Genomic DNA, 19,705 nt, shown 5'->3' with positions numbered 1-19,705 from the left:
ACTAAGAAGAATGAGAATATTATATCTATCATTACTTATGTACCTCCTTAATGCGTGCTATTAATTTCCTTATACGTTTTAAACTAAGATACCTGAAATCATAATGTTAATAAATATATCCCCCCGATTAAAAGTGCCGCAACAACGATTAATATTATTATTCCATCAGGACTATTAAGAATTTCTTTTAAATTTTTTTTTGCTATTTGCTTAGTTTCTCCACTTGAAAAGAGATAAACAATGGAATAGAGAATTAGTAAGAAAAATGCCGAAACTACCTCTAACATGGCTTATGTACCTCCTAATATATGTACCTTTAATTAACCAATAATTGACTTATACATTATATCAGCTAGGGTACATGGAAGTATAACAAATTATTTATATAATTTAATTTATTAATTGGAACAGCATTAATACAGGATTGTTCAAGTCGGAGGAAGGCACCTTTGGGTGTCTTTTTTTCTACCTATAAACGTTTAATTGTTATATAATAATATTATTGTATTTTAGGAGGAACATAAATGAATAAAAAACTAATCATTGGAATTATCGCTGTACTAGTAGCTATCATTGCTTCCGTAGCTATTTTTAAAGATTCCAAATCAGAAGATATGAAACCTAAGTATTCACAAAAAGATATGGATAAACTTATCGATCAACACTTTAATGAACAGCAAGAATTAAAAACACAAATCAAAGAGTTGAAATCTAAAGTAGACTCCTATGAAAAAGAGCAAACTAGTTCACTTCAAAAAACTACACAGCCGAGTCAAGAAACACCTAAACCACAAGAACAAGAACAGCCTAAAAAAGAAGACGTAAAGCCGGAGTCTCAACCGGAAAAGAAAGAAGTACCTAAACCGGAACAAACTACTGGAACATTAGCGAACCCAGTAAAGAACATCGACAAAACAGAAGCTATGAATAAGGTTAAAGAAAAAGCTAAGAAAGACTTCCCAGATGATTATTCTACTCAAAATTATGTTGCAAATAAACAATCCAAAGCATTTGACTATTTAAATAACATTGAAATTAAGTCGCAAGAAGAATTAAATATTATAAATAAGGCACTACGTGATTTTCCTACTGATTTTTCAACAGCAAAATATGTATATGAAAAACAAATGAAAGCTAAAGGTGAGCAAGAGGCCCAGTAATAATTTAATAAAATAGATAATAAACATGGTAAAATAATAATAGGATGGGAGTCCAATACATATTATTTTAATTAAGATGGTTCAAGTCAGAGGAAGGCACCTTAGGGTGTCTTTTCTTTATGAATAAGAGATAGATGGGAAAAATAAATTATAGGACAGAAATATAGTCTAAAACTTCTAAACTATCTTTTTATTTCCTTTCGACATAATATGACAATATAAAGATATTTAATTTGTTATTATTAACGTGGCAATCTTACATTTTACATAATTGGAGGAACAAACGTGGGAAAAATATTTAAGTTTGGATGCCTGGGCATTATAGTTTTATTTGTAATTGGAATAATTGCTATGGTTGCTGGTGGCGGAGATTCAACAGAAAAAACTTCAACAGACACTAAAGCTGTATCAAAAGAAGGTGTATCTTCTGATGTGAAAATCTCTGTAGGATCTATGGAAACAGTAGATTCTGTGGGTAATGAATACTCAAAAGAACAAGCACAAGGTGTCTTTAAGATTTTAGAAGTTACACTTACTAATAATCAAAAAGACGCTATCACTGTTGATACTAACAGCTTTAAATTGGTAGATAACAAAGGTCGTGAATTCACATCTTCTGTACAAGGTCAATCATCTTTTGACTTAGCTAACGGTGGAAAAACTGACTTCTTCTTAAAACAATTAAATCCTGGTCTAACACAGACAGGGAAAATTGTATTTGATATACCAAAAGATGCTGAAGGACTTTTCTTAAAAGCTAGTGGCGGTATGACAGGTAAAGAAATTAATTTAAAAGTAGAATAGGAAAAAGGTACTCGAAAGAGTGCCTTTTTTTCTTAACAACTGACATTACTTAATGTAGTAAAATAATGTTTGGAAGGGAGTCCAATACATATTATTAAAATTAAAGTGGTTCAAGTCGGAGAAAGGCGTTTTAGGTTGTCTTTTTCATGTGAAAATGGACTCCTAAAACGCCTTAAATTAGTAAACTTCAATATTACTCTTTTTTATTGGTTTACTTTAACTTAATATATTAATATTAGATTAAAAATTTAATATTATTATTTGCTAATTATATTAATTAGATGGAGAGGATACAATATTATGGGTTATAAATTTCGTAGAATTATCCAGTTTTCCCCGGGTGTGAAAATTAACTTTACATACACAGGTATGGGAGGGAACTCTATTTCACCTGAATCAAGAACAGCAACTTATGTACCTGGAACTGGAATCTCGTATACACCACGAATAGCTGAGTCAAACAATTATTATATACAACGAGGATATCAAGGACCAAACACTTCCTATCCCACTATGGATGAACAAGATTACAATACGGTAAATGCATTTGAGCCAGTAAAAGAAACCCAAACTTACCTTGTCACTGCTTTTCGTAAAAAGGATAATCAAGTAAACTCCGTAGGTAGAAAACTAATGAAACCACTTTCCATAATTACAGGCGTTTTTGCGGGCCTATTCTTAATTATGATGCTTATTATACCTGCTCTAATCATGGCATTCTTTTCTTTCCTATGCTATAAAAATATAAAAACACCATTTGCAGTTGTATGCCCAGAATGTGATGCTGAGAATCTATTCATTTTTGAAGAAGAGAAGATCGCTTGTCGTAAATGTGAGAGTACTCTTATAATCCAAAAATAAATGGTTCTCAAATTAACGTCTCTTTATTAGTCAAAACAATATAAATCTAATTATAAATATAAACAGATAAAAAGAGGGATAAGTGAATATCATTATTAACTTTGAAGCGTTTAATCCAACTATAAACGACTTAGCTATCAAACTTGCTATGGTACTGTTTATACCGTTATTCTTAGCATTGATTGTCAAAGTGATACTTATGAAATTTATGAAAGAATCAATTGCTGGCAGATTAGCAAGTCTATCTTTGTTATTCTTTATGTACTATGTATTTAAATTTATTACAACGTAAAAGGCACCTTTGGGTGTCTTTTTTCTGCATTAAAAATGCCTACCTATTTCCCTAGGTAGGCATTTTGTGACTTTGTATTTGCAAACGATGATATTATGACAAAACTCCTTAATCCCCAAACTCTCTGATCGTTCTTCTTCAATACGCTTAAACTGGTTCTATGTATACTAGTCTAAAGTACGAGCAGCTGCATAGAACGATCCAGAACCACCATTTCTGTGAGTAACTTTAAGCTTATATTTACCTTTTGAAAGAGTATTGTACGTATTTGTAAAACCCTTTCCTGCTGCTAACGATCCAGAACCAATAACATTACCTTTTGAGTCTTTTAAAGACCAGTCAAGTGTACCTTTAGTATTGTTTGTCATATGAACTCTCATATCTGCTTTTTTTACATGCTCGAACGATACTTCTCTTTCACCATTTATCAGGCTGAAATCATCTTTAAGTATTTGGGTACGTTGGACAATTGGTGCTGCATTTTTAGTATTATCTACACCTTCTGTACTTGCTGATGCTGCTCCAATCCCTCCAGTTAATGCGATACCAGTTGCTAATGTTCCTACTACTAATTTCTTAAACATAATAAATCCCCCTTAAATATGTTTTATAACTTGCACCTTAAATGTATCACTTTTATAAAATTTGTAAATATTTTCAATTTATATAAATATTTATTTAATTATTAACAATATTGGAATTGTATTTTATCAAATAGAAAATAGAGGGATTTGAAGATATATGTAAAAATGCATAATAAATCAAGCGAATATCATGATATACTCTCAAAGAGCTGATACAAAATTTCTTTAGATTGGAAAACTAAAGTCTTATCTACCTAAAAGGAAGGCGCCTTATGGCGTCTTTTTTCTATCTTCAAAAGGACCTGCTCAATTCATTCTTGAAAACATAAGGTAAAGTGAACCCATTAAAATCCATGGAATGAACCCTAGTTTTACCCTCTAATCTAAAGGAGGCACTATTGTTATGGGATATGGTGGTAGTTGTGGCGAAGGCTGCGGTTTCGCTGGAGGTTTCGCTTTATTAGTTGTATTGTTTATTTTATTAATCATTATCGGATGCAGTTGTTTCTGCTAAAAACTATTGGAAAAGGCACCCTTATATGGGCGCCTTTTCTTTATGTATATTATTTATTATCCAATTCATTGGTTTTATTATAAACACATTTTATTTTTCCAAAATTTAACTATTACTGATAGTCTTTTTAGGTGAATTTAGAGATATTAATTATATTATAAAAATATTAGGATGAATAAATTTTTATTATTCTCTTGTAATCTTTATCATCCACCATTTAAAGTTTCTTTAAACTATTACATAACATATGTTTTTTTGTACCATGCTTTGTTAATACATTTAACCTTCTTAGATATTGAGGGTTTAGAATTATCCCTTGGTATAGCTATATCATTAGAACATCCTGCGATATTTAAACAAAATGTAGCCAATAAAGACAATAATATTAATTTATTCAAATAATCACTTCTAACTCTTTTTTATTTAACATTTTGATATAAAATAAACCTCTCACTAACTTTACATTAGATTAAAAGTTGAAAACTATTCTTATAATCATAAAATGTTAAATTTTTATCCAATGAGATAGTAATACCCCTCCTAAAAACCTACTTATTTCCCTAGATCGGTCTTCTTAAATTCTTCATCTTCAGCATCATGAAATCCTAAATCGAACGAATACAACGTTTCTAATGTCTCTGAAGCTCCAATATATATCAAAATACTCTCTATATCTTTGTATGATTGAAAATATAAAATTTTTGCTTTTGGTATTTTCCCGTCAGTTTGTAATTTTTTCTTCTTAATGCCTAATTCTTCAAACATAAAATTATTTAAATGCTCCAAGATATCTTCAGACCCATGAATACGAAAGCGTGGTCTAACATAAATTTTATTTTTAGGTCGTTTAACTTTGATCGTGCCAAGTTCATGCCTCAATAAAACATATTTTTTAATGAATATTTTTTTATTAAACTCACCTTTAGGAAATAACCTAGATTTTCCTCGTATCGGTGTCCAACCAAATTCTTTTACCTTTGTAATAAATGGATGGTCACTATTCATAGACATATACCATTCCACATACCCTTTATCTTCACAGTATCTTGATCTTATTTTTCTCCCAAAGAAATCAGCAAACTTTTTTACTATCACTTGTGACTTATGAGTAAATTGAAAGTAACCTCCTGATTCATAACCATTACGCCATACCATACCTAAAGCCTCTGAAAATGCATCTGTTTTAATAAAATCATCTATCCAATTCTTCTCTATAAGATTATTAGTCATAAAATATTCCCCTTAAATTTTATCCTTCTAATCAATTGTAAAATAATACTTTATTTCTATAAACAAGAAATCAATCTTTTAAATTTCACGTACTATATCCGATGTGTAAAACCAAATCTTGCAATAAAGCCTATTCTGCCATCCATCCCCTTATCCTCTAACCAAGTAAGTTATAAATCCCTTATTTATTCCTCTATCTTAGTAAATCATTCCCCCAGGTCTTAAACAATCTCATGTTTTTCTATTTTTCTTCGTAATTAAGCTTGACTGAAGGTCTTGAGGGTTTTTATCATGTGGGAACGATTATGGAACACGGCTGGAAGGCAGATTTATCCCCTACTTTGAAAGATCACAAAAAAGTAATCGATCAAAATAGATGGATAAGCGTCTTAGTTTTCGCCATGCGGTCACTTATAAGGTATCCGTATGTATAGACCCTGTTCACTCAGCGATTTTCACCGCATACATCCTTTTACTATGGCTTGTCCTTGTAATATCGTCCCTACACGACAAACTGAATGTACTCCCTAGCACCTTGATGCTAACGATAACCACCCGAACCTTTTAGAGAATCGTCCCTGGGCAAGTTCTCGCCCTCCCTCACCAGAAGAACAGGATTCCAATGAGAGGTGCTGTTTTTTTAGGCGCATACTCTGTACCCCCTGCACGACCAACAGCTAGCCACGCACATAACACGTTCCTCCTATATGTATAGCAGCACGGAATTACGGCTTATCAGTTTTTATTTACGTGGTATCAGGCAATTCCACGCGAACAAAAAACAAAAAGGCATCTCCAATTCCTAAATGGCCTGTACATTCACAAGACCTCTAGGCTTAGAGATGCCCTATATATATCTTTTGACTGCAAAAAATACAATTCTAGCATTTACTAGTTGAATTTTAGCTGAATCATAGATAAAATGGGTATATCAAATAAGCCTAGTCGAAAGGCATAATTGTTTAAGGATAGTGGTGGTACACTACTTAAACCGAATTCCTGCATGGTTACAGGTCATGTCTAGTAAGTGTTGGTAGCAATTACTAGAGCTGAGTCATTCCCACAACGGTTGGTAGCCGTTAGCATATGGGAGTGGCTTTTTGTTTTGTGTTCATATTCAATTGTTTTTAAGTTTGTTCTATCGATCTTCTTGCTCTTCATTTATGTAAACTATCAAATTATGTTTTGTTTTGTAGAATGGTGCTTGTTGTTTACTACGTTACAACAAGCATTATCCTTTGTAAACAGCGAATTTGCGCACTTTCTGAATAATATCCCTATTTCCCTATTTCCCTATTTCCACTTATAGATATAGGGATATTTCCCCTTTTCCCTATATCTATATTTCCCTATTTTCGTTATTTTTGCGTCTACTATCTCTTCTAAAAAATTTCATATTTATTACTTAACTCTCTCCATTTCATACATCTGAAAAATCTTTTAATATCAACGTTTCTGTTATTAATTACTAACTCTATGATTCTATTGCATAACCCAAATATCATTGTTATAATTTCCATAAAGATATAGAAATATCCCTATTTCTATAGTTGGAAATATCCCTATTTCCCTATTTCTATTTTTCCCTATTTCTATAAAGGGATATAGGGAAATTTCAAAAACTATAACTGGAGTGTTAAAAATGGCCATTACAATTACTGTAGGTAATTACAAAGGTGGAGTCGGTAAAACCACAAATGCTGTATTGAACTCTTATGAATTTGCTAAAAAAGGTAAGCGTACATTACTCGTTGATCTTGATCCACAAAGTAACGCAACAAAATCTTTAATGTTAACAAAATCAATCCTTAATCCTGATGAAATCGTTACTGTTGAAAAAACATTAATGAAAGGTATACAAGAGGGGAACTTGGATGGCTTAGAAGTAGAAATTACGGATAACTTATATTTAATTCCTTCTTACGTTGATTTCCAGGACTTCGCAAAATTCCTTTATAAAAATTGTTCTTCGGAAGCTGAAGAAGATCATTACTTTAGAGGATTGCTTGAAAAGATAAAGCACAAATACGACTACATATTTATCGATGTTCCCCCAATGTCATTAGAAGTTACAAAGAACGCCGTTGTAGCTTCTGATTATGTTCTAATCGCTCTACAAACACAAGAACGTTCTCTTACTGGTGCTGAGAATTATGTTAATGAGCTTATCAAGTTAAAAGAGCAATATGACCTTGATATTGAAGTAGTTGGTATTCTTCCTGTCTTATTAAAAAACAACGGTAAGGTTGACGAATATATCATGGAAAACGCTCGTGAAATTTTCGGTGAAGAAAACCTATTCAAAAACATCGTCCCTCAAATGGAGCGTATTAAACGATTTGATGTTAATGGTATTACTGAAAAAGATAGACATGATATGAATGTAATTGAACTATACGAAACAATTAGTGATGAATTATTATCTCGTATTGATATGTTTGAAAAAATGAAGGTTGGTGTGTAAGATGGCGAGAACTCCTGGTTTACTAGGTAGAAAGAAAAGTAACTTTGAACCTACTGAGCCTTATGTACCAGAGCAAGGACAAGCTGTAGTGGAAAATAATGAGGTTCCAGCTACTCCTTCTCAACCTAAGACTGAAGAAAAACAAGTAACTCGAAAAGAAAAAAGAAACGAAAAAACTGAATCCAAAAAGAAATTTAAAAATCAGCAAGGCAGCATTAAAATTTCTAATCAATCAAAAGAAGAGCTAGAAGTATTAATGAAACTTACAAACACAAAATTCGCTTATGAAATCATCGATTTGCTTATAGATCGTTATGTAGAAAATGAGCTAACACCTGAACAGAAAAGGAAATTCAAGCTGTTAACAGAGATTTAAAAAATATAGAAATATCCCTATTTAGAAATAGGGATATTTCTATATTTCCACTTTTTTTAATATATCTATACTTAATCAATCTTCTTCAACTTACTTGAATACACTGGGAAAACAGCCGATAATAACGTTATTGTTACCTATACAAATGCTAGATAGTTTTAACCGTTTAAGATAGAAAAACTAACTGGGAGTGGTACCTTTGGACAATAAAAGTAAATCTTTTGTAGTAACTGTGACACCTATTACGGAAAGTTCAGATTTAACTATTCAACACGATCAAACTAACACGGAAAAGGAAATACAGATACCAGAGAAACCAGATCAACGTTTAGTTCCATCTAAAACAGCTAAAATTTCACCTGCTGTTTTACTAAAGCTCAATACTCTTAAACCATTTATCCAGGAACAAGAGAGTATGGATAAAACATCAATTAATAACATCATTGACATGCTAGTTGAGCATTATGTAGATTCTCAGCTAGTCAACCGACATTCTAAAGCATATAAAGACATATATAAGCGCCTCTATGAGACGTTAGAGAATAAATAAAGAAAAAAGAAGTATCCCTGTTTTTCATTAAGGATACTTCTTTTTTATGTCCCCTCTTATTAAAACCGCCATCGTTAGCGGAAGGCATTTTAAAATTCTATGTGTCGATTTTACCTTTCACCTTTTGGATAAACCACCATATTAAAGCTACAAGTAGTAGAAGGATCGGTATTCCCTGAATAAAGAGAAATCCTCCCCAAAAATCAAGTACAGTACTATATGGAGAGTCTGTTGCCATCACACCTATAAATAAAGCCACTGGAATTGTGCATAGATTTGCCCCTAAACTGACCATTATGAATGTTAGATTTTTATCCTTAGTTTTTGGTGAATCAGAATTGAAGAATGAGAATACTGCAATGCCGCTTATAAAATACAGTATTACATAAAGCTGATTTAGATATCCCATAACATTCCTCCATTATCCTAATTGTACCATTAGCAAGTTCGATTTTGTATAAATTCGGATGAATAGGATATTCGTATAAATTTAACGTTATGTAATATTATTGATAGCAAGAAAAAAACGGATCCCTCCTCTAAAAAGGAATTCACTCTTTCATTATGTACTTCTATACTCGATTTGTTTTCTTTACTCTTGCAAACTTCCACAAAGCGACAATTAGTATGAGGAGTGGTATTCCCTGAATGAAGAGAAATCCTCCTGAAAAATAAAGCACACGACTAACTAGAGGAGGAGCTGTTGTCGAATCACCCGCAACATAAGCTCCATAATTAGCCACGACACCTGCATAATCAGCTATCCCACCTATAAATAAAGCCACTGGACTTGTAAGTAGATTTATCCCTAAACAAACCATTATCAATGATAGGTTTTTAGCCTTAATTTTTGATGAACTAGACAAGAAAAAAAAGAATATTGCAGTGCCGAATATAAGAAACAGTGATACATAATAAATTCCCATAATACCCCTCCATGACTTTAATTGTATCATCAGCAAGGATTAATTTGAGCAAATAGGATATTTATGTAAGTCAGGTATAGTGTTTCATTATCAGTAACAAGAAAAGAGTGGATACCTACTCTCACAAGGAATCCACTCTTTATTTTTCTACAACTCTATTTTTATACGTTCCTCTTCTTATCCTCACTAGAACTTCCACCACTAGTTCATTTAAATAATTATCATTAATAGAAGACATTTAGCGATGGACTACCTATAAAAGAAAAGTTAATCACCTTAAAAATGGAATTTCAGTAACAAAATTGAACAATATTACATTTCTGTTATAATATAATACGACAAAAAACTTATTAGAAAACATCTTGGAGGATCGTGCATTGAAAAGACATTATAAAATTGGCGGAATTATTCTTGCTGCATCACTCTTCGTTAGCGGCTGTGGGAATGGAGAAAAAGCAGAAGAGAAAAAAAGGGAATCTTGGACAGAACATGAGCAAAGATTAGAAAAAGAACAAGCCGAAAAAGAAGCACAAAAAGAAGCAATTAATTTTGAAGTAGGCGAATACTCTTATAATCCAGAAACTAAAATGTTAACGGTAAATGTAAAAACAAATATGCCGGAAGGATCAAAAGCAAAAGGTGTTATCAAAGAGCCAGAAAAAGAATATATAGCAGTAATGTCAAAAGAGAGCACTGTTCATGATGGGAATTTTCATTTTGAATTTGGTGACCATGTATCCGAAACGTCAGGACGTGAAGTTGTTAAAAATGGAAACTATGATTTTAAAATGACTTTTACTGTTGATGCCGAAAACAAAGCTGCATTAGATGCATTCAAAGACTATGACAATTTCGAAAAAAACTATAAATCTAATGGGGAATTAGAAGAGATAGAAAATGGATTTAAAGTTAGAGGAATTAATGCTGGAAAAGTAAATATTGAAAATGCTCTATCAGCAGAAGAAGCTGAAAAAGCAGAAATTAAAGAAAAAAAGAAACTAGCGAAAGATCTTTCTTATCCTGAATTAAAGAAAAATCCGGATGGACACAAGGACGAATTAGTGAAATATACTGGTGAAATTGTTCAGATCATAGAAAGTGGCGGTTCAACTGATATTAGATTAGCTGTTACAAAAAGGTCATATGGATATAACACCAACGACATTGTTTATGTAACTTTCGATAAACCAACAGAATTTGTTGAAAAAGATATAGTTACAGTAACAGGAAACATAGAAGGCAGTTATTCTTATACATCACAAGCAGGTTGGAATATATCCGTACCACTAATGAAGGCTATTGATATAACGAAATAGGTCATCAAAAAAAGCCCGGTTAATTTAATCGGGCTTTTCCCTTATCAATATAGGAAATAGTTTTAAGCATCCGATAATACAAATTCCATTTGCCGACTCTGTGTTTTAAATCCAAGTTTTTCGTAGAATCGTATAGCCTTCTTGTTAAATTCTAAAACATTTAATTCTACACTTGTTGCTTGTATTTCTTTAGCATACTCAAATGCTTTTTGAACTAAAATTTTTCCTATTCCTGTTCCTTGACATATTTCACTTACACCAATATTGCGGATAAAGAGTACTTTTCGCTCAACTAACTTTGGATTTTCAGATGGTTCTTTAATATCTAAGATTAAGTAAGCAAGAATCTCTTTATTATTGTCCTCTACTACAAATATCTCTATGTTTTTATCATTAAGCCACTCTTCGTATGCATTGCGATCCAAAGAAGCTGAAGTATCAGCGTAAATATCTGGTCTTCCCTCTATATGTAACTGTTGAACCTGCTTGTTTATATTTGATATATCCCAAAAATCTTCTGAAGCAGCTAGTCTTACTGTGAAAGGCAAAACTTCATTAGACATAAGTCCATTCCTCCAAATGTTTTATTTAAATTGGGTTTAACAAAGCGCATCATTATCCGTAGCAAAGACAAAGAGGAACCCTCCTCTCACAAGGGAACCTCCTTATTCTCACCAGAACTTCCACCACGGCTTTTTCTTCTCTTTCGCAGCAGCAACCTCATCACGAAATTCTTGCATCATTCTCTTCGTTTCCTGCATCTCACGCAGTGTCTTCATAAGCGTCTCGTCTCGCGCTTCCAATCGTTTTTCCACTCGTTCATTATGTGCTTCTACGCTTGCTTTGATTTCCTCATTGCTTTGCTTGGCCTGCTCGCTTAATCGCTTCTCCATCGCTAACATACTCTGATTCATTTCTTGCGTCATAACGCTGTACTGTTCCTGTAGTTGTTGTTTAATGTGGAATGGCACTAAGTCCGTTTCCTCAGGCTCTTCTTGAATCAGATCCGGATTAACTTTCTCTATTTGCTGCGCAATCATCTTCGCTGCCTTCTCTAGTGTCATACCGTCATGCTTGCTAAGCTCAATTAATTTCTCAATCACCATAATGTCACTGTCTGTGTACTGGCGTCTGCCGCGATTATCCTTCTTCACTACGAATCCTTCGCGTTGCAATACTTCCATGTACTTTCTAAGGGTGCTATCACTTATTCCTAGTCGTTTATATACTTCACTAGCAGAATAAACAATTTCGTCCGTCATAACGTCACAACACCTCCTAGTGAGAGTATTCCATGATGGTTAAGAAATTCCTGCAAGTAAAAAAAGGAGCCTACTAGGACTCCTTTTTGTCTTAAATCTTAATAGTTAATTGTAGCTTGTCCAGCCGGATACCATGTTCCGTTTTTTGCTAGAGCGAAACCATAGACAGTCTGACCAGAGCCGATTTTTTGTTTAACATTATTTAATGATTCATATCCATATGCCTTATAATCATTCCCGCTTTGTGGATATGCTACTGCTAATGTATTGTAATTATTTGGATCAGAATAACTATTTGTCCAAGCTATTTTTTGATAATACGTTGAAGTGAATGGATTTTCTAAGCCTTTTACAGCAAACTCAACAGTGCTCCCATAGACATTAACAGTAGTATACGCCGTACTTAAAGTATTTAAGTCTGCAACCTTTTCCTTACTTAAAGCTGGTGTTTTTTCTGCCGCCATCACACCGCCAGCTCCAGACAACATGACCCCAGTCGCTAATGCTCCAATTGCTAGTTTCTTTAACATAAAAAATCCCCCTTTAATAGTTTTATAGCTTGCACCTTCATCATACTTTCGATTTTATTTTATGTAAATATATTACAATTTTAGAAACATAAAACTATTTATTGCGAATGTTGAGTTAAGATATGTTGTCTGATAATAACGATAGATGGTTATTATTATTATTATATGAAAAAGTCCTACATTAAGTAGGACTAAATAGCCTTAGCGATCTCAACAAGTAGCCTCATAAACAACGGAATCATTTGAACTACAATATAGCCAATCCCTGCTCTTGATATAAGAGAAAACCCCCGTTCCTGGCTACCAACCATAATGAACAAGCCCCCACATAACGCTACAACGGATGCAATTGGATAGGATACCGCTTTAATCAGAAAGATAACCGGTTCAAACGCATTCACAATAAGATTATACAGTTGGCCATCTATATAATTTTTTATTGCCCCGTCATTGGACTGTACATCTTTAAATACTTCATTCACGTCTGGATTATTTCCATCAGCAAACACATGAGGAATATCTATAAAATTATTGAATATAATTACACTGCCAATCATAATTCCTATTCGCGCCGCCACGGGTGCGTATTTTTTTGCTTTCTTTTTGAACAAGCTCCACTTTTTCTTTGCTCCATAGTTACCATCCATGAAATCTTTGATGCTCATTGTCTCAGTTGCCATATGGACCATCTCCCTGTTTTTAATGGAAATCAGTAACGGTAAATATGTTGCAATCCAATCCCTCGCAAAGCTTCTGAAGTTGTTTTCTGCGATATTCTGTCGTGGTGTACCAAATAAACTTAGGGGTCTTTTCAAATACTTTGCATTCCATCAATTTGCAATACTTCTGCATCTTGATACGATTTGCACTCATTTTCTGCTCATGATCCACTTCTACAATGTAATAACGGCCATTATCAGTGAAGAGTGCATCTGCAATTATAGAAACGATACCTTTTACGTTCATTTTCACTTCCTGCTTCCACGTTTTCGGACATTCGTAAGCAATATAGATGTCATTCCTCATAATGTAGTGTCGGAATTGATTCGAACGTTTGAGTATTTTCTTGCTCCCAATACGTTCGCGCCCTTCTTTGTTAAGGTAATAAACTTTCTCCCCATCCCTAAAGCTAGACACATATTCTTCAATTCCCTTCATGACACGCGATGCATTCCTATCTCCACCGAGATTATGAAGAACCTGTAATTGCTTCCTAGTCAAGAATCCCAATTTCCTCAAGCTGTAGAGTATGCTTTCTGTGCGTTGTTCCTTCATGGCTAGTTTTTGCATCTTCATGCTCCTTCCTCGCTCTTATGTTGATGTGTGGCTTTATGATGTTATCAATTTGCTTATTATCGATATAAATAGTCTGTAGGACCGTTTTCTCGTTCGTTTGATATATAGCCCTTCCTTTTATGTTAGGAAGACTCTCTGCGCCGCCCTCGTCTAATACGGCACGGCTCCCTGCTTCTGTCTGCAATCTAAAGCAAACACGAGCACCAATGTTTTGACGCAGTTGTGATGGCATAGCGCTATTCGTCGGATATTGGGTTGCATATATTAAACGGAATCCGGCCGCCCTGCCACGACGACCAATATCAACAATAATGTCCTGGCACTCCTGGTATGGCGCTATATCGGCTGCTTCATCTACGATTACAAAATACCGTACTGGATCCCCCGCTTCTTTTATATCTTCGTATCCTTTTTCTAGTAAGTATTCGTTTCTAGCATTCAGTTTATCTTGCAATTCCCTTAGAGTCTTAAGGGCTTCCTCTGGATTCTTCGCAATTGATTCGACTTGGTTTAAGAATCGGTAACGGTTGAAAGAGAGACCACCCTTCAAATCTATAAGGAATAGCTTTATATTTTCTGATTGGTTGCGTACCAGCGAAGTAATAATAAGCTTTAATACATTCGATTTCCCCATATCCGTCATGCCGGCAGAGATCATATGTGATAACTGGTCAAAGTCGTGTTTTACTAATCCGTCCCTTGTATAACCAATAGGTACTTCCCATCCCCTACATTGCTTCATCATCTCTTCTTCAAATTTCACGAAATCAGGTATCCCTTTCTCGTAAACTCGTATTTTAAGTAACCCATCGTAAAACAGCTCAATTTCCTTTCTAATGAGTTTTTTCTTGCTTATAACGTTTTGTATTTGTTTTAAGATATCTTTTCGCAAACGAAGAGATTTGAAGTCTTGTAGTTTAAAATCATAAACTTTGCTCTTGTGATTTAATCCATCCTCTAAATGTTGCATCTTTTGCTCGAAATCGGAGAAGCTAAGTCCAAGAGGGATCCTATACGCATATTCAACTCCCCAATCATTTCTTGTTTTGCGAAGCAGTTGTATAGTCCTGGTCTCTTTTCCTTCTTTTACTTTTAATCCGCAGTTCGCACAAATCCTTTGAATCTTAGAAGCATCATTTGTTGCTCCTTTTTGATGCATTTTTGATAGAAAGACTACACCACCGACTGCAGCTGAACTTACTAACTCAAATATCACAAACTGACACCACCCTTCTTTATGTATTCTGCAAGAATAGTCCCTAAAGATTAGAAGAGATGAAAACAGCTATGAATCATTGAAAATACTAATTTTTTAATGTCTGAAGCAGCATTCTGTGAACGAACTCTATTTGGAATAGGTGAAACGTAGTTTTAAAAGGCTGTTAATTCGGAACTGAGAATCGTAATTTGTTTGGTATGGTAAATCGTATTCTATAAGGCTTGAACAATATGTAAAAAACTTTTTCCTCTACGCGAATATTTTTTTACATACGTGTCCACAATGTTGAAAAAGAGTTTTAGGAGTGGTAGAGGTGTTTTGGAAATTTGGCGGAAAGCAGCGAACCAAGTTAGGGAAATTTCTCGACTCGAATGGATACAACCAAAATGATTTAGAAAAAATAGCAAAATTAAGCAGACCTACTGTATCCAAAGCTTGCAATGATAAAGAATACATTCCTAGTCCTACTGTTATGAAAAAGATACTCCAGGCCATTCGAAGGATAAATCCACATGCTAAATCCACTGACTTTTGGGATATGTAATAAGATAACCATATTTTTGAAGTCATGTTGTCCTCCAATAAGTTCATAAACTTATTTTATGATACAATTGAATTAAAAGATAATTCAGAATAAAAGGAGCGATTTACATGGCTAGCATTACATTTGTAGATTATTTAAACGAAAGAAATATTGAAGCGTTTAACCCTGAACCAACTGCTGCTGATAATTTTGTGGAAGGACAAGTTATATCTATAAAAGGAGAATTATTTCTATATACTGAACTAGATAAAAGTCCATATAAAGATCTTCATAAGCAATATCTAGGGCGATTGCAGGAATAAATATATTCTTGAAAAGTTGGCTAAATGTAGTCAACTTTTTTATTTTTTTAAAAAAAACCTCTTCATAAAAGAACATACATTCGTATATAATAAGAACTAACGTTCTGTTATTTAGGGGGAATAACGGTGTATGACTATTCAATATTGCCAAACCGAATTGTTTTATGTGTAGATCTTCGTAGCTTCTATGCTTCAGTCAGTTGCATCAAGATGGGATTAGACCCACTTCATACTAAATTAGCTGTAGTCGGCGATGTGAATAGGAGTGGTTCAATTGTTTTGGCTGCAACTCCACCATTAAAAGCGTTGGGTGTTAAGAAAATGGCTAGATTATACGAAATACCACGTCGTAAAGATATCCTTGTGGTAAACCCAATTATGAGCACTTATATAAAATGCTCTAATTTCATAACTAAGTTGGCTCTACAATACGTGCCTATTGAGGATTTTCACCAATATTCCATCGATGAGTTTTTTATGGATATTACGGATAGTATTCATTTGTTTGCTAACGACCCATACGACTTCGCATTAAAATTAAAACATGAAATTTATGCAAAGACACGAATCGAATGCACGATAGGGATTGGTCCCAACCTTTTAATGAGCAAAGTCGCTTTAGATGTGGAAGCAAAGAAAACGAAAGATTGCATAGCATACTGGAAATACGAAGATGTACCCATAAAATTATGGCCAATACGACCACTTAGTAAGTTTTGGGGGATTTCGGGTAAAACAGAAGCGAAGTTAAACCGAAAAGGAATTCATTCAATTGGAGACTTAGCGCAATACCCACTCAAATACTTAAAGCAAAGCTTCGGGGTCATTGGCGAAGAATTACACTTACATAGTAACGGCATAGATTTTAGCCGTATATCAGAAAAATACGTTCCAGCAACAACTTCTATTGGTAAGAGTCAAATACTTATGCGCGATTACACTATAGAAGAATTTCCGATTATTCTACTGGAGCATATTGAAGAAGTTTGTTATCGAATGCGAAGGCAAAACAAACTAGCTCAAACTATTCATTTTTCCATTGGTTATAGCAAAAATTACGCTGGTGGTTTCAGAAAAACTCACACTATGAACCGACCTACCAATTTAACAATGGATATCTATAAGATTTGTACATATTTTTTACATGAGTTTTATACTGGAGAACCCATTAGAACCATCAATGTTTCTTTAACTAACTTAATCAATGAAGGCGAAGAACAAATCTCACTATTCGATAATGTAATACAACGAGAAAAAGAAATGAAACTAACTAAAGTAATGGATGAAATACGCACTAAATTTGGTAAGAACAGCATATTAAGAGGAATTTCGTATACAAATAGTGCAACAGCAAGATACAGAAACACATTGTTAGGGGGACATAAAGCATGAACAACGCTAATATGCCAAAAGGAAGAGGAATGGTTAAATGGACTCCGTTCGCCGCTATGCCGGAGCAATTCGCTGGTATCCGTGAGATTATTAAAGAAAAGACGAAAGTGGAGAGACCTACATTAACCCAGGATGAACAAGAACGTATTGAGAACCTGTTATTATGTTCGCTGCTTTCTGAAGAAGAAATATTGATTACATATTATGAAGGTGGTTTTTTACTTACTAGCTATATGACCGTCGTTGATATAGATCCGTTGAATAAATCTATAATTTGTACAGATGCATTTTACAATAATATGACGTTGAAATTTATTGGTATTATTGATGCTAAATAAGAAAAAAACAGAGAAAACCTTAAAAAATTTTCTCTGTTTTTTCTTATAATTTAATAGATGTAATATCACTCTTCCATTTTTCTAAATCTTCAATAACCTCAAAAGTACGCATATGCATCGGAAAATCATTATCGAAATGTTTTTCAATAATTACTTGTCCTCCATTTTTAATAGACTCAGCCATTATGTCGTACATACCATTAAATGAAGAAATATGACCCATAATTAATAAATCACCCAGATACGTATGATTAATATACAGTTGAATTCGACCGTTTTTATTCGTTCTATACACATCTCCATATCTGTAGAATGAATCATTTATATATTGAGTTAAATTTTTATTAGCAGCTTTTGCGTACTCAGTTAAACGCGAATGTAATTCGTCATCTAACCTTAACGAAATTTGTTTCATATCTATCATGTCCTTTCTTTATTTGTGTACTAATTATAAAAGAAATGCAATTAGATGTCAAAAATACCTCTAATTGCATTCCTAAAAAAATTAAAAACATTTCATTTTTATATTATTCGAGTGTTATTTTAAATACTCATAATACCATTTACGCTCATCCAACCAAGCTGTGAATTTATCAATTTTCCCGGATGGATAACCATTTGTTACAGCGTAACCAATACCATCTTTCTGAACAATAATCTGTCCGTCAACGTCTGCATCAACCATTGCTTGGGATAAAGCTTGTAAATTACTAAATCCTACACCTCCAGTTTGCACCTTAAGCAATTGAACGGCACCGCCTGTATTTACTGCATTCGAATTGCCTACTGTTTGTCCTGTAAGAGCATAGACAATTGAATTAGCAATTTTATCAACGTTCCACTTCGCCATATCATCATCATTATCAATGAATCCAAGTTCAATTAGGATTGCCGGTGCTTTAGTTCCTCTTAGTACAGCTAAATCAGTACGTTGTTTTGGACCACGATCACGCCACCCGATATCTTTAGCAAGTTGAGCTGATACTTTTTCCGCTAAATCCTTTTGATCAAAATAAAGTACCTCCACACCATGACCATTACCGTCTGAAGCATTTAGATGATATGAAATAACTAAATCAACAGCATGCGAGTTGCAATTTGCTACAATGTTATTTAGGTTTTGTGCTTGAGTTCTTCCTACTTCATCAGTGTCATCATAAACAATATGACCTAACGCTCTTAATTTAGCTGTTACAGAATCTTTAACTTGTCTATCCATGATGTGTTCTTTTCTATTACCCCAATTAGCACCTTGTACAATTGTATTGTGTCCACCATGATTACTATATCTAGCCATTATTCAACATCTCCTTTTTTTATTTCTTGTTTTTGTTTACCGCCTAAAATTTCAACTGCATTCGTTAGCGCTGAAGGCAAAGGTATTCCAATACGCCCTGCATTTTCTAAAAGTGAAAGCAACTCATTCCCAATAAAGAAAAAGATTGTCGCTTCACGAATGGCACTATTGCTTCCAAGTGCTGTATCTAACTGAGCTGCCACTCCAACCAAAAGAAAAAGCACCACCTTTTTGGCGATGCCTTTGAAACCAACTTTACTTTTTAGCTCTCCGTTATATCCTGCTGCGACTACTCCTGTGATATAGTCGATAGCTGCCATGATTACTAGGACTTTCAATGTTGCATCCCATCCTCCCAAGAAATACCCACAGAAGCCACCAAAAGTGGCAATAAAGGTTTTTAATAATACATCAATACGATCCATCTTTTTCTCCCCTTTTTTAGATA

General features: G+C 33.8%; 27 protein-coding genes. 13 read left to right on the top strand and 14 right to left on the bottom strand.

What is annotated here, in order from left to right:
* Positions 1-98 precede the first annotated feature (98 nt).
* Positions 99-287 carry a hypothetical protein gene (locus HMAS_RS26505; RefSeq protein ID WP_098205012.1) on the bottom strand — a complete coding sequence of 63 codons (189 nt, stop codon included), beginning with the start codon at positions 285-287 and terminating at the stop codon, positions 99-101.
* 237 nt (positions 288-524) lie between these two features.
* Between HMAS_RS26505 and HMAS_RS26500 the strand changes: the two genes are divergently transcribed.
* The 4 genes from HMAS_RS26500 to HMAS_RS28190 all read left to right on the top strand — a co-directional run bounded on the left by HMAS_RS26500 (position 525) and on the right by HMAS_RS28190 (position 3,117).
* Positions 525-1,160, top strand: a complete 636-nt coding sequence (locus HMAS_RS26500) for a hypothetical protein (RefSeq protein WP_058839168.1) — start codon at positions 525-527, stop codon at positions 1,158-1,160.
* A 285-nt stretch (positions 1,161-1,445) separates the two neighbouring features.
* On the top strand, positions 1,446-1,964 hold the full coding sequence (locus HMAS_RS26495; RefSeq protein ID WP_116345140.1) for a DUF4352 domain-containing protein: 519 nt from the start codon (positions 1,446-1,448) through the stop codon (positions 1,962-1,964).
* A gap of 300 nt (positions 1,965-2,264) precedes the next feature.
* The gene (locus HMAS_RS26490) at positions 2,265-2,825 is read left to right on the top strand and encodes a DUF4236 domain-containing protein (RefSeq protein ID WP_116345139.1); all 561 of its coding nucleotides are present in this window, start codon (positions 2,265-2,267) and stop codon (positions 2,823-2,825) included.
* 82 nt (positions 2,826-2,907) lie between these two features.
* Positions 2,908-3,117 carry a hypothetical protein gene (locus tag HMAS_RS28190; RefSeq protein WP_116345138.1) on the top strand — a complete coding sequence of 70 codons (210 nt, stop codon included), beginning with the start codon at positions 2,908-2,910 and terminating at the stop codon, positions 3,115-3,117.
* A gap of 167 nt (positions 3,118-3,284) precedes the next feature.
* Here HMAS_RS28190 and HMAS_RS26480 read toward each other — a convergent pair whose 3' ends face one another.
* Positions 3,285-3,701 (bottom strand): hypothetical protein, encoded by a 417-nt coding sequence (locus HMAS_RS26480; protein ID WP_116345137.1) that lies wholly within the window; start codon positions 3,699-3,701, stop codon positions 3,285-3,287.
* 403 nt (positions 3,702-4,104) lie between these two features.
* On the opposite strand from HMAS_RS26480, the gene HMAS_RS26475 reads away from it, so the two are divergent.
* Positions 4,105-4,215 (top strand): YjcZ family sporulation protein, encoded by a 111-nt coding sequence (locus HMAS_RS26475; protein WP_000540371.1) that lies wholly within the window; start codon positions 4,105-4,107, stop codon positions 4,213-4,215.
* Positions 4,216-4,767: 552 nt separating this feature from the next.
* Here HMAS_RS26475 and HMAS_RS26465 read toward each other — a convergent pair.
* The gene (locus HMAS_RS26465; RefSeq protein WP_116345135.1) at positions 4,768-5,445 is read right to left on the bottom strand and encodes a hypothetical protein; all 678 of its coding nucleotides are present in this window, start codon (positions 5,443-5,445) and stop codon (positions 4,768-4,770) included.
* Between the two features lie 1,642 nt (positions 5,446-7,087).
* Between HMAS_RS26465 and HMAS_RS26460 the strand changes: the two genes are divergently transcribed.
* From HMAS_RS26460 to HMAS_RS26450, 3 genes are all read left to right on the top strand, one after another.
* Positions 7,088-7,909, top strand: coding sequence for a ParA family protein (locus HMAS_RS26460; RefSeq protein WP_001018642.1), 822 nt, complete (start codon positions 7,088-7,090; stop codon positions 7,907-7,909).
* A gap of 1 nt (position 7,910) precedes the next feature.
* Positions 7,911-8,285: a hypothetical protein gene (locus HMAS_RS26455; RefSeq protein ID WP_025687872.1), complete on the top strand. Its 375-nt coding sequence runs from the start codon at positions 7,911-7,913 to the stop codon at positions 8,283-8,285.
* 199 nt (positions 8,286-8,484) lie between these two features.
* Positions 8,485-8,835 carry a hypothetical protein gene (locus HMAS_RS26450; RefSeq protein ID WP_116345134.1) on the top strand — a complete coding sequence of 117 codons (351 nt, stop codon included), beginning with the start codon at positions 8,485-8,487 and terminating at the stop codon, positions 8,833-8,835.
* 97 nt (positions 8,836-8,932) lie between these two features.
* Here the strand turns inward: HMAS_RS26450 and HMAS_RS26445 are convergent, their stop codons facing one another.
* Both HMAS_RS26445 and HMAS_RS26440 read right to left on the bottom strand, forming a co-directional pair.
* Positions 8,933-9,244, bottom strand: coding sequence for a hypothetical protein (locus tag HMAS_RS26445; RefSeq protein ID WP_086404391.1), 312 nt, complete (start codon positions 9,242-9,244; stop codon positions 8,933-8,935).
* Between the two features lie 163 nt (positions 9,245-9,407).
* Positions 9,408-9,761 (bottom strand): hypothetical protein, encoded by a 354-nt coding sequence (locus tag HMAS_RS26440; RefSeq protein WP_086404392.1) that lies wholly within the window; start codon positions 9,759-9,761, stop codon positions 9,408-9,410.
* Positions 9,762-10,138: 377 nt separating this feature from the next.
* Between HMAS_RS26440 and HMAS_RS26435 the strand changes: the two genes are divergently transcribed.
* Complete coding sequence (locus tag HMAS_RS26435; protein WP_086404393.1) at positions 10,139-11,077, top strand: hypothetical protein; 939 nt, start codon at positions 10,139-10,141, stop codon at positions 11,075-11,077.
* Between the two features lie 62 nt (positions 11,078-11,139).
* On the opposite strand, the gene HMAS_RS26430 is transcribed toward HMAS_RS26435, so the two are convergent.
* From HMAS_RS26430 to HMAS_RS26405, 6 genes are all read right to left on the bottom strand, one after another.
* Positions 11,140-11,640 (bottom strand): GNAT family N-acetyltransferase, encoded by a 501-nt coding sequence (locus HMAS_RS26430; RefSeq protein WP_086404394.1) that lies wholly within the window; start codon positions 11,638-11,640, stop codon positions 11,140-11,142.
* Between the two features lie 108 nt (positions 11,641-11,748).
* Positions 11,749-12,339, bottom strand: a complete 591-nt coding sequence (locus HMAS_RS26425) for a DUF3967 domain-containing protein (RefSeq protein ID WP_100655157.1) — start codon at positions 12,337-12,339, stop codon at positions 11,749-11,751.
* 98 nt (positions 12,340-12,437) lie between these two features.
* Positions 12,438-12,869 (bottom strand): hypothetical protein, encoded by a 432-nt coding sequence (locus tag HMAS_RS26420; protein ID WP_116345133.1) that lies wholly within the window; start codon positions 12,867-12,869, stop codon positions 12,438-12,440.
* A 191-nt stretch (positions 12,870-13,060) separates the two neighbouring features.
* Positions 13,061-13,549 carry a hypothetical protein gene (locus HMAS_RS26415; RefSeq protein WP_116345132.1) on the bottom strand — a complete coding sequence of 163 codons (489 nt, stop codon included), beginning with the start codon at positions 13,547-13,549 and terminating at the stop codon, positions 13,061-13,063.
* A gap of 19 nt (positions 13,550-13,568) precedes the next feature.
* Positions 13,569-14,144 carry a replication-relaxation family protein gene (locus tag HMAS_RS26410; protein ID WP_116345143.1) on the bottom strand — a complete coding sequence of 192 codons (576 nt, stop codon included), beginning with the start codon at positions 14,142-14,144 and terminating at the stop codon, positions 13,569-13,571.
* Complete coding sequence (locus HMAS_RS26405; RefSeq protein WP_116345131.1) at positions 14,083-15,381, bottom strand: FtsK/SpoIIIE domain-containing protein; 1,299 nt, start codon at positions 15,379-15,381, stop codon at positions 14,083-14,085. Before HMAS_RS26405 ends, HMAS_RS26410 begins: the two co-directional genes overlap by 62 nt.
* 316 nt (positions 15,382-15,697) lie before the next feature.
* Between HMAS_RS26405 and HMAS_RS26400 the strand changes: the two genes are divergently transcribed.
* From HMAS_RS26400 to HMAS_RS26385, 4 genes are all read left to right on the top strand, one after another.
* Positions 15,698-15,928, top strand: a complete 231-nt coding sequence (locus HMAS_RS26400; RefSeq protein ID WP_116345130.1) for a helix-turn-helix domain-containing protein — start codon at positions 15,698-15,700, stop codon at positions 15,926-15,928.
* Positions 15,929-16,035: 107 nt separating this feature from the next.
* Positions 16,036-16,230, top strand: coding sequence for a hypothetical protein (locus HMAS_RS26395; protein WP_116345129.1), 195 nt, complete (start codon positions 16,036-16,038; stop codon positions 16,228-16,230).
* Positions 16,231-16,356: 126 nt separating this feature from the next.
* Complete coding sequence (locus tag HMAS_RS26390) at positions 16,357-17,622, top strand: Y-family DNA polymerase (RefSeq protein ID WP_116345128.1); 1,266 nt, start codon at positions 16,357-16,359, stop codon at positions 17,620-17,622.
* Positions 17,619-17,960, top strand: a complete 342-nt coding sequence (locus HMAS_RS26385; RefSeq protein WP_116345127.1) for a YolD-like family protein — start codon at positions 17,619-17,621, stop codon at positions 17,958-17,960. Before HMAS_RS26390 ends, HMAS_RS26385 begins: the two co-directional genes overlap by 4 nt.
* Positions 17,961-18,003: 43 nt before the next feature.
* Here HMAS_RS26385 and HMAS_RS26380 read toward each other — a convergent pair whose 3' ends face one another.
* The 3 genes from HMAS_RS26380 to HMAS_RS26370 all read right to left on the bottom strand — a co-directional run bounded on the left by HMAS_RS26380 (position 18,004) and on the right by HMAS_RS26370 (position 19,682).
* Positions 18,004-18,375 (bottom strand): hypothetical protein, encoded by a 372-nt coding sequence (locus tag HMAS_RS26380; protein WP_116345126.1) that lies wholly within the window; start codon positions 18,373-18,375, stop codon positions 18,004-18,006.
* A 123-nt stretch (positions 18,376-18,498) separates the two neighbouring features.
* Positions 18,499-19,257, bottom strand: coding sequence for an N-acetylmuramoyl-L-alanine amidase (locus HMAS_RS26375; RefSeq protein ID WP_116345125.1), 759 nt, complete (start codon positions 19,255-19,257; stop codon positions 18,499-18,501).
* Complete coding sequence (locus HMAS_RS26370) at positions 19,257-19,682, bottom strand: phage holin family protein (RefSeq protein WP_116345124.1); 426 nt, start codon at positions 19,680-19,682, stop codon at positions 19,257-19,259. The genes HMAS_RS26375 and HMAS_RS26370 overlap by 1 nt, the downstream gene beginning before the upstream one ends.
* Positions 19,683-19,705 lie beyond the last annotated feature (23 nt).

Origin of the sequence: Bacillus sp. HMA207 (genome assembly GCF_003402455.1) — a bacterium.
GTDB classification, from domain to species: Bacteria; Bacillota; Bacilli; order Bacillales; family Bacillaceae_G; genus Bacillus_A; species Bacillus_A cereus.
The sequence above is the reverse complement of the archived record's forward strand: the minus strand, read 5'-3'. Positions and strand labels throughout refer to the sequence as shown.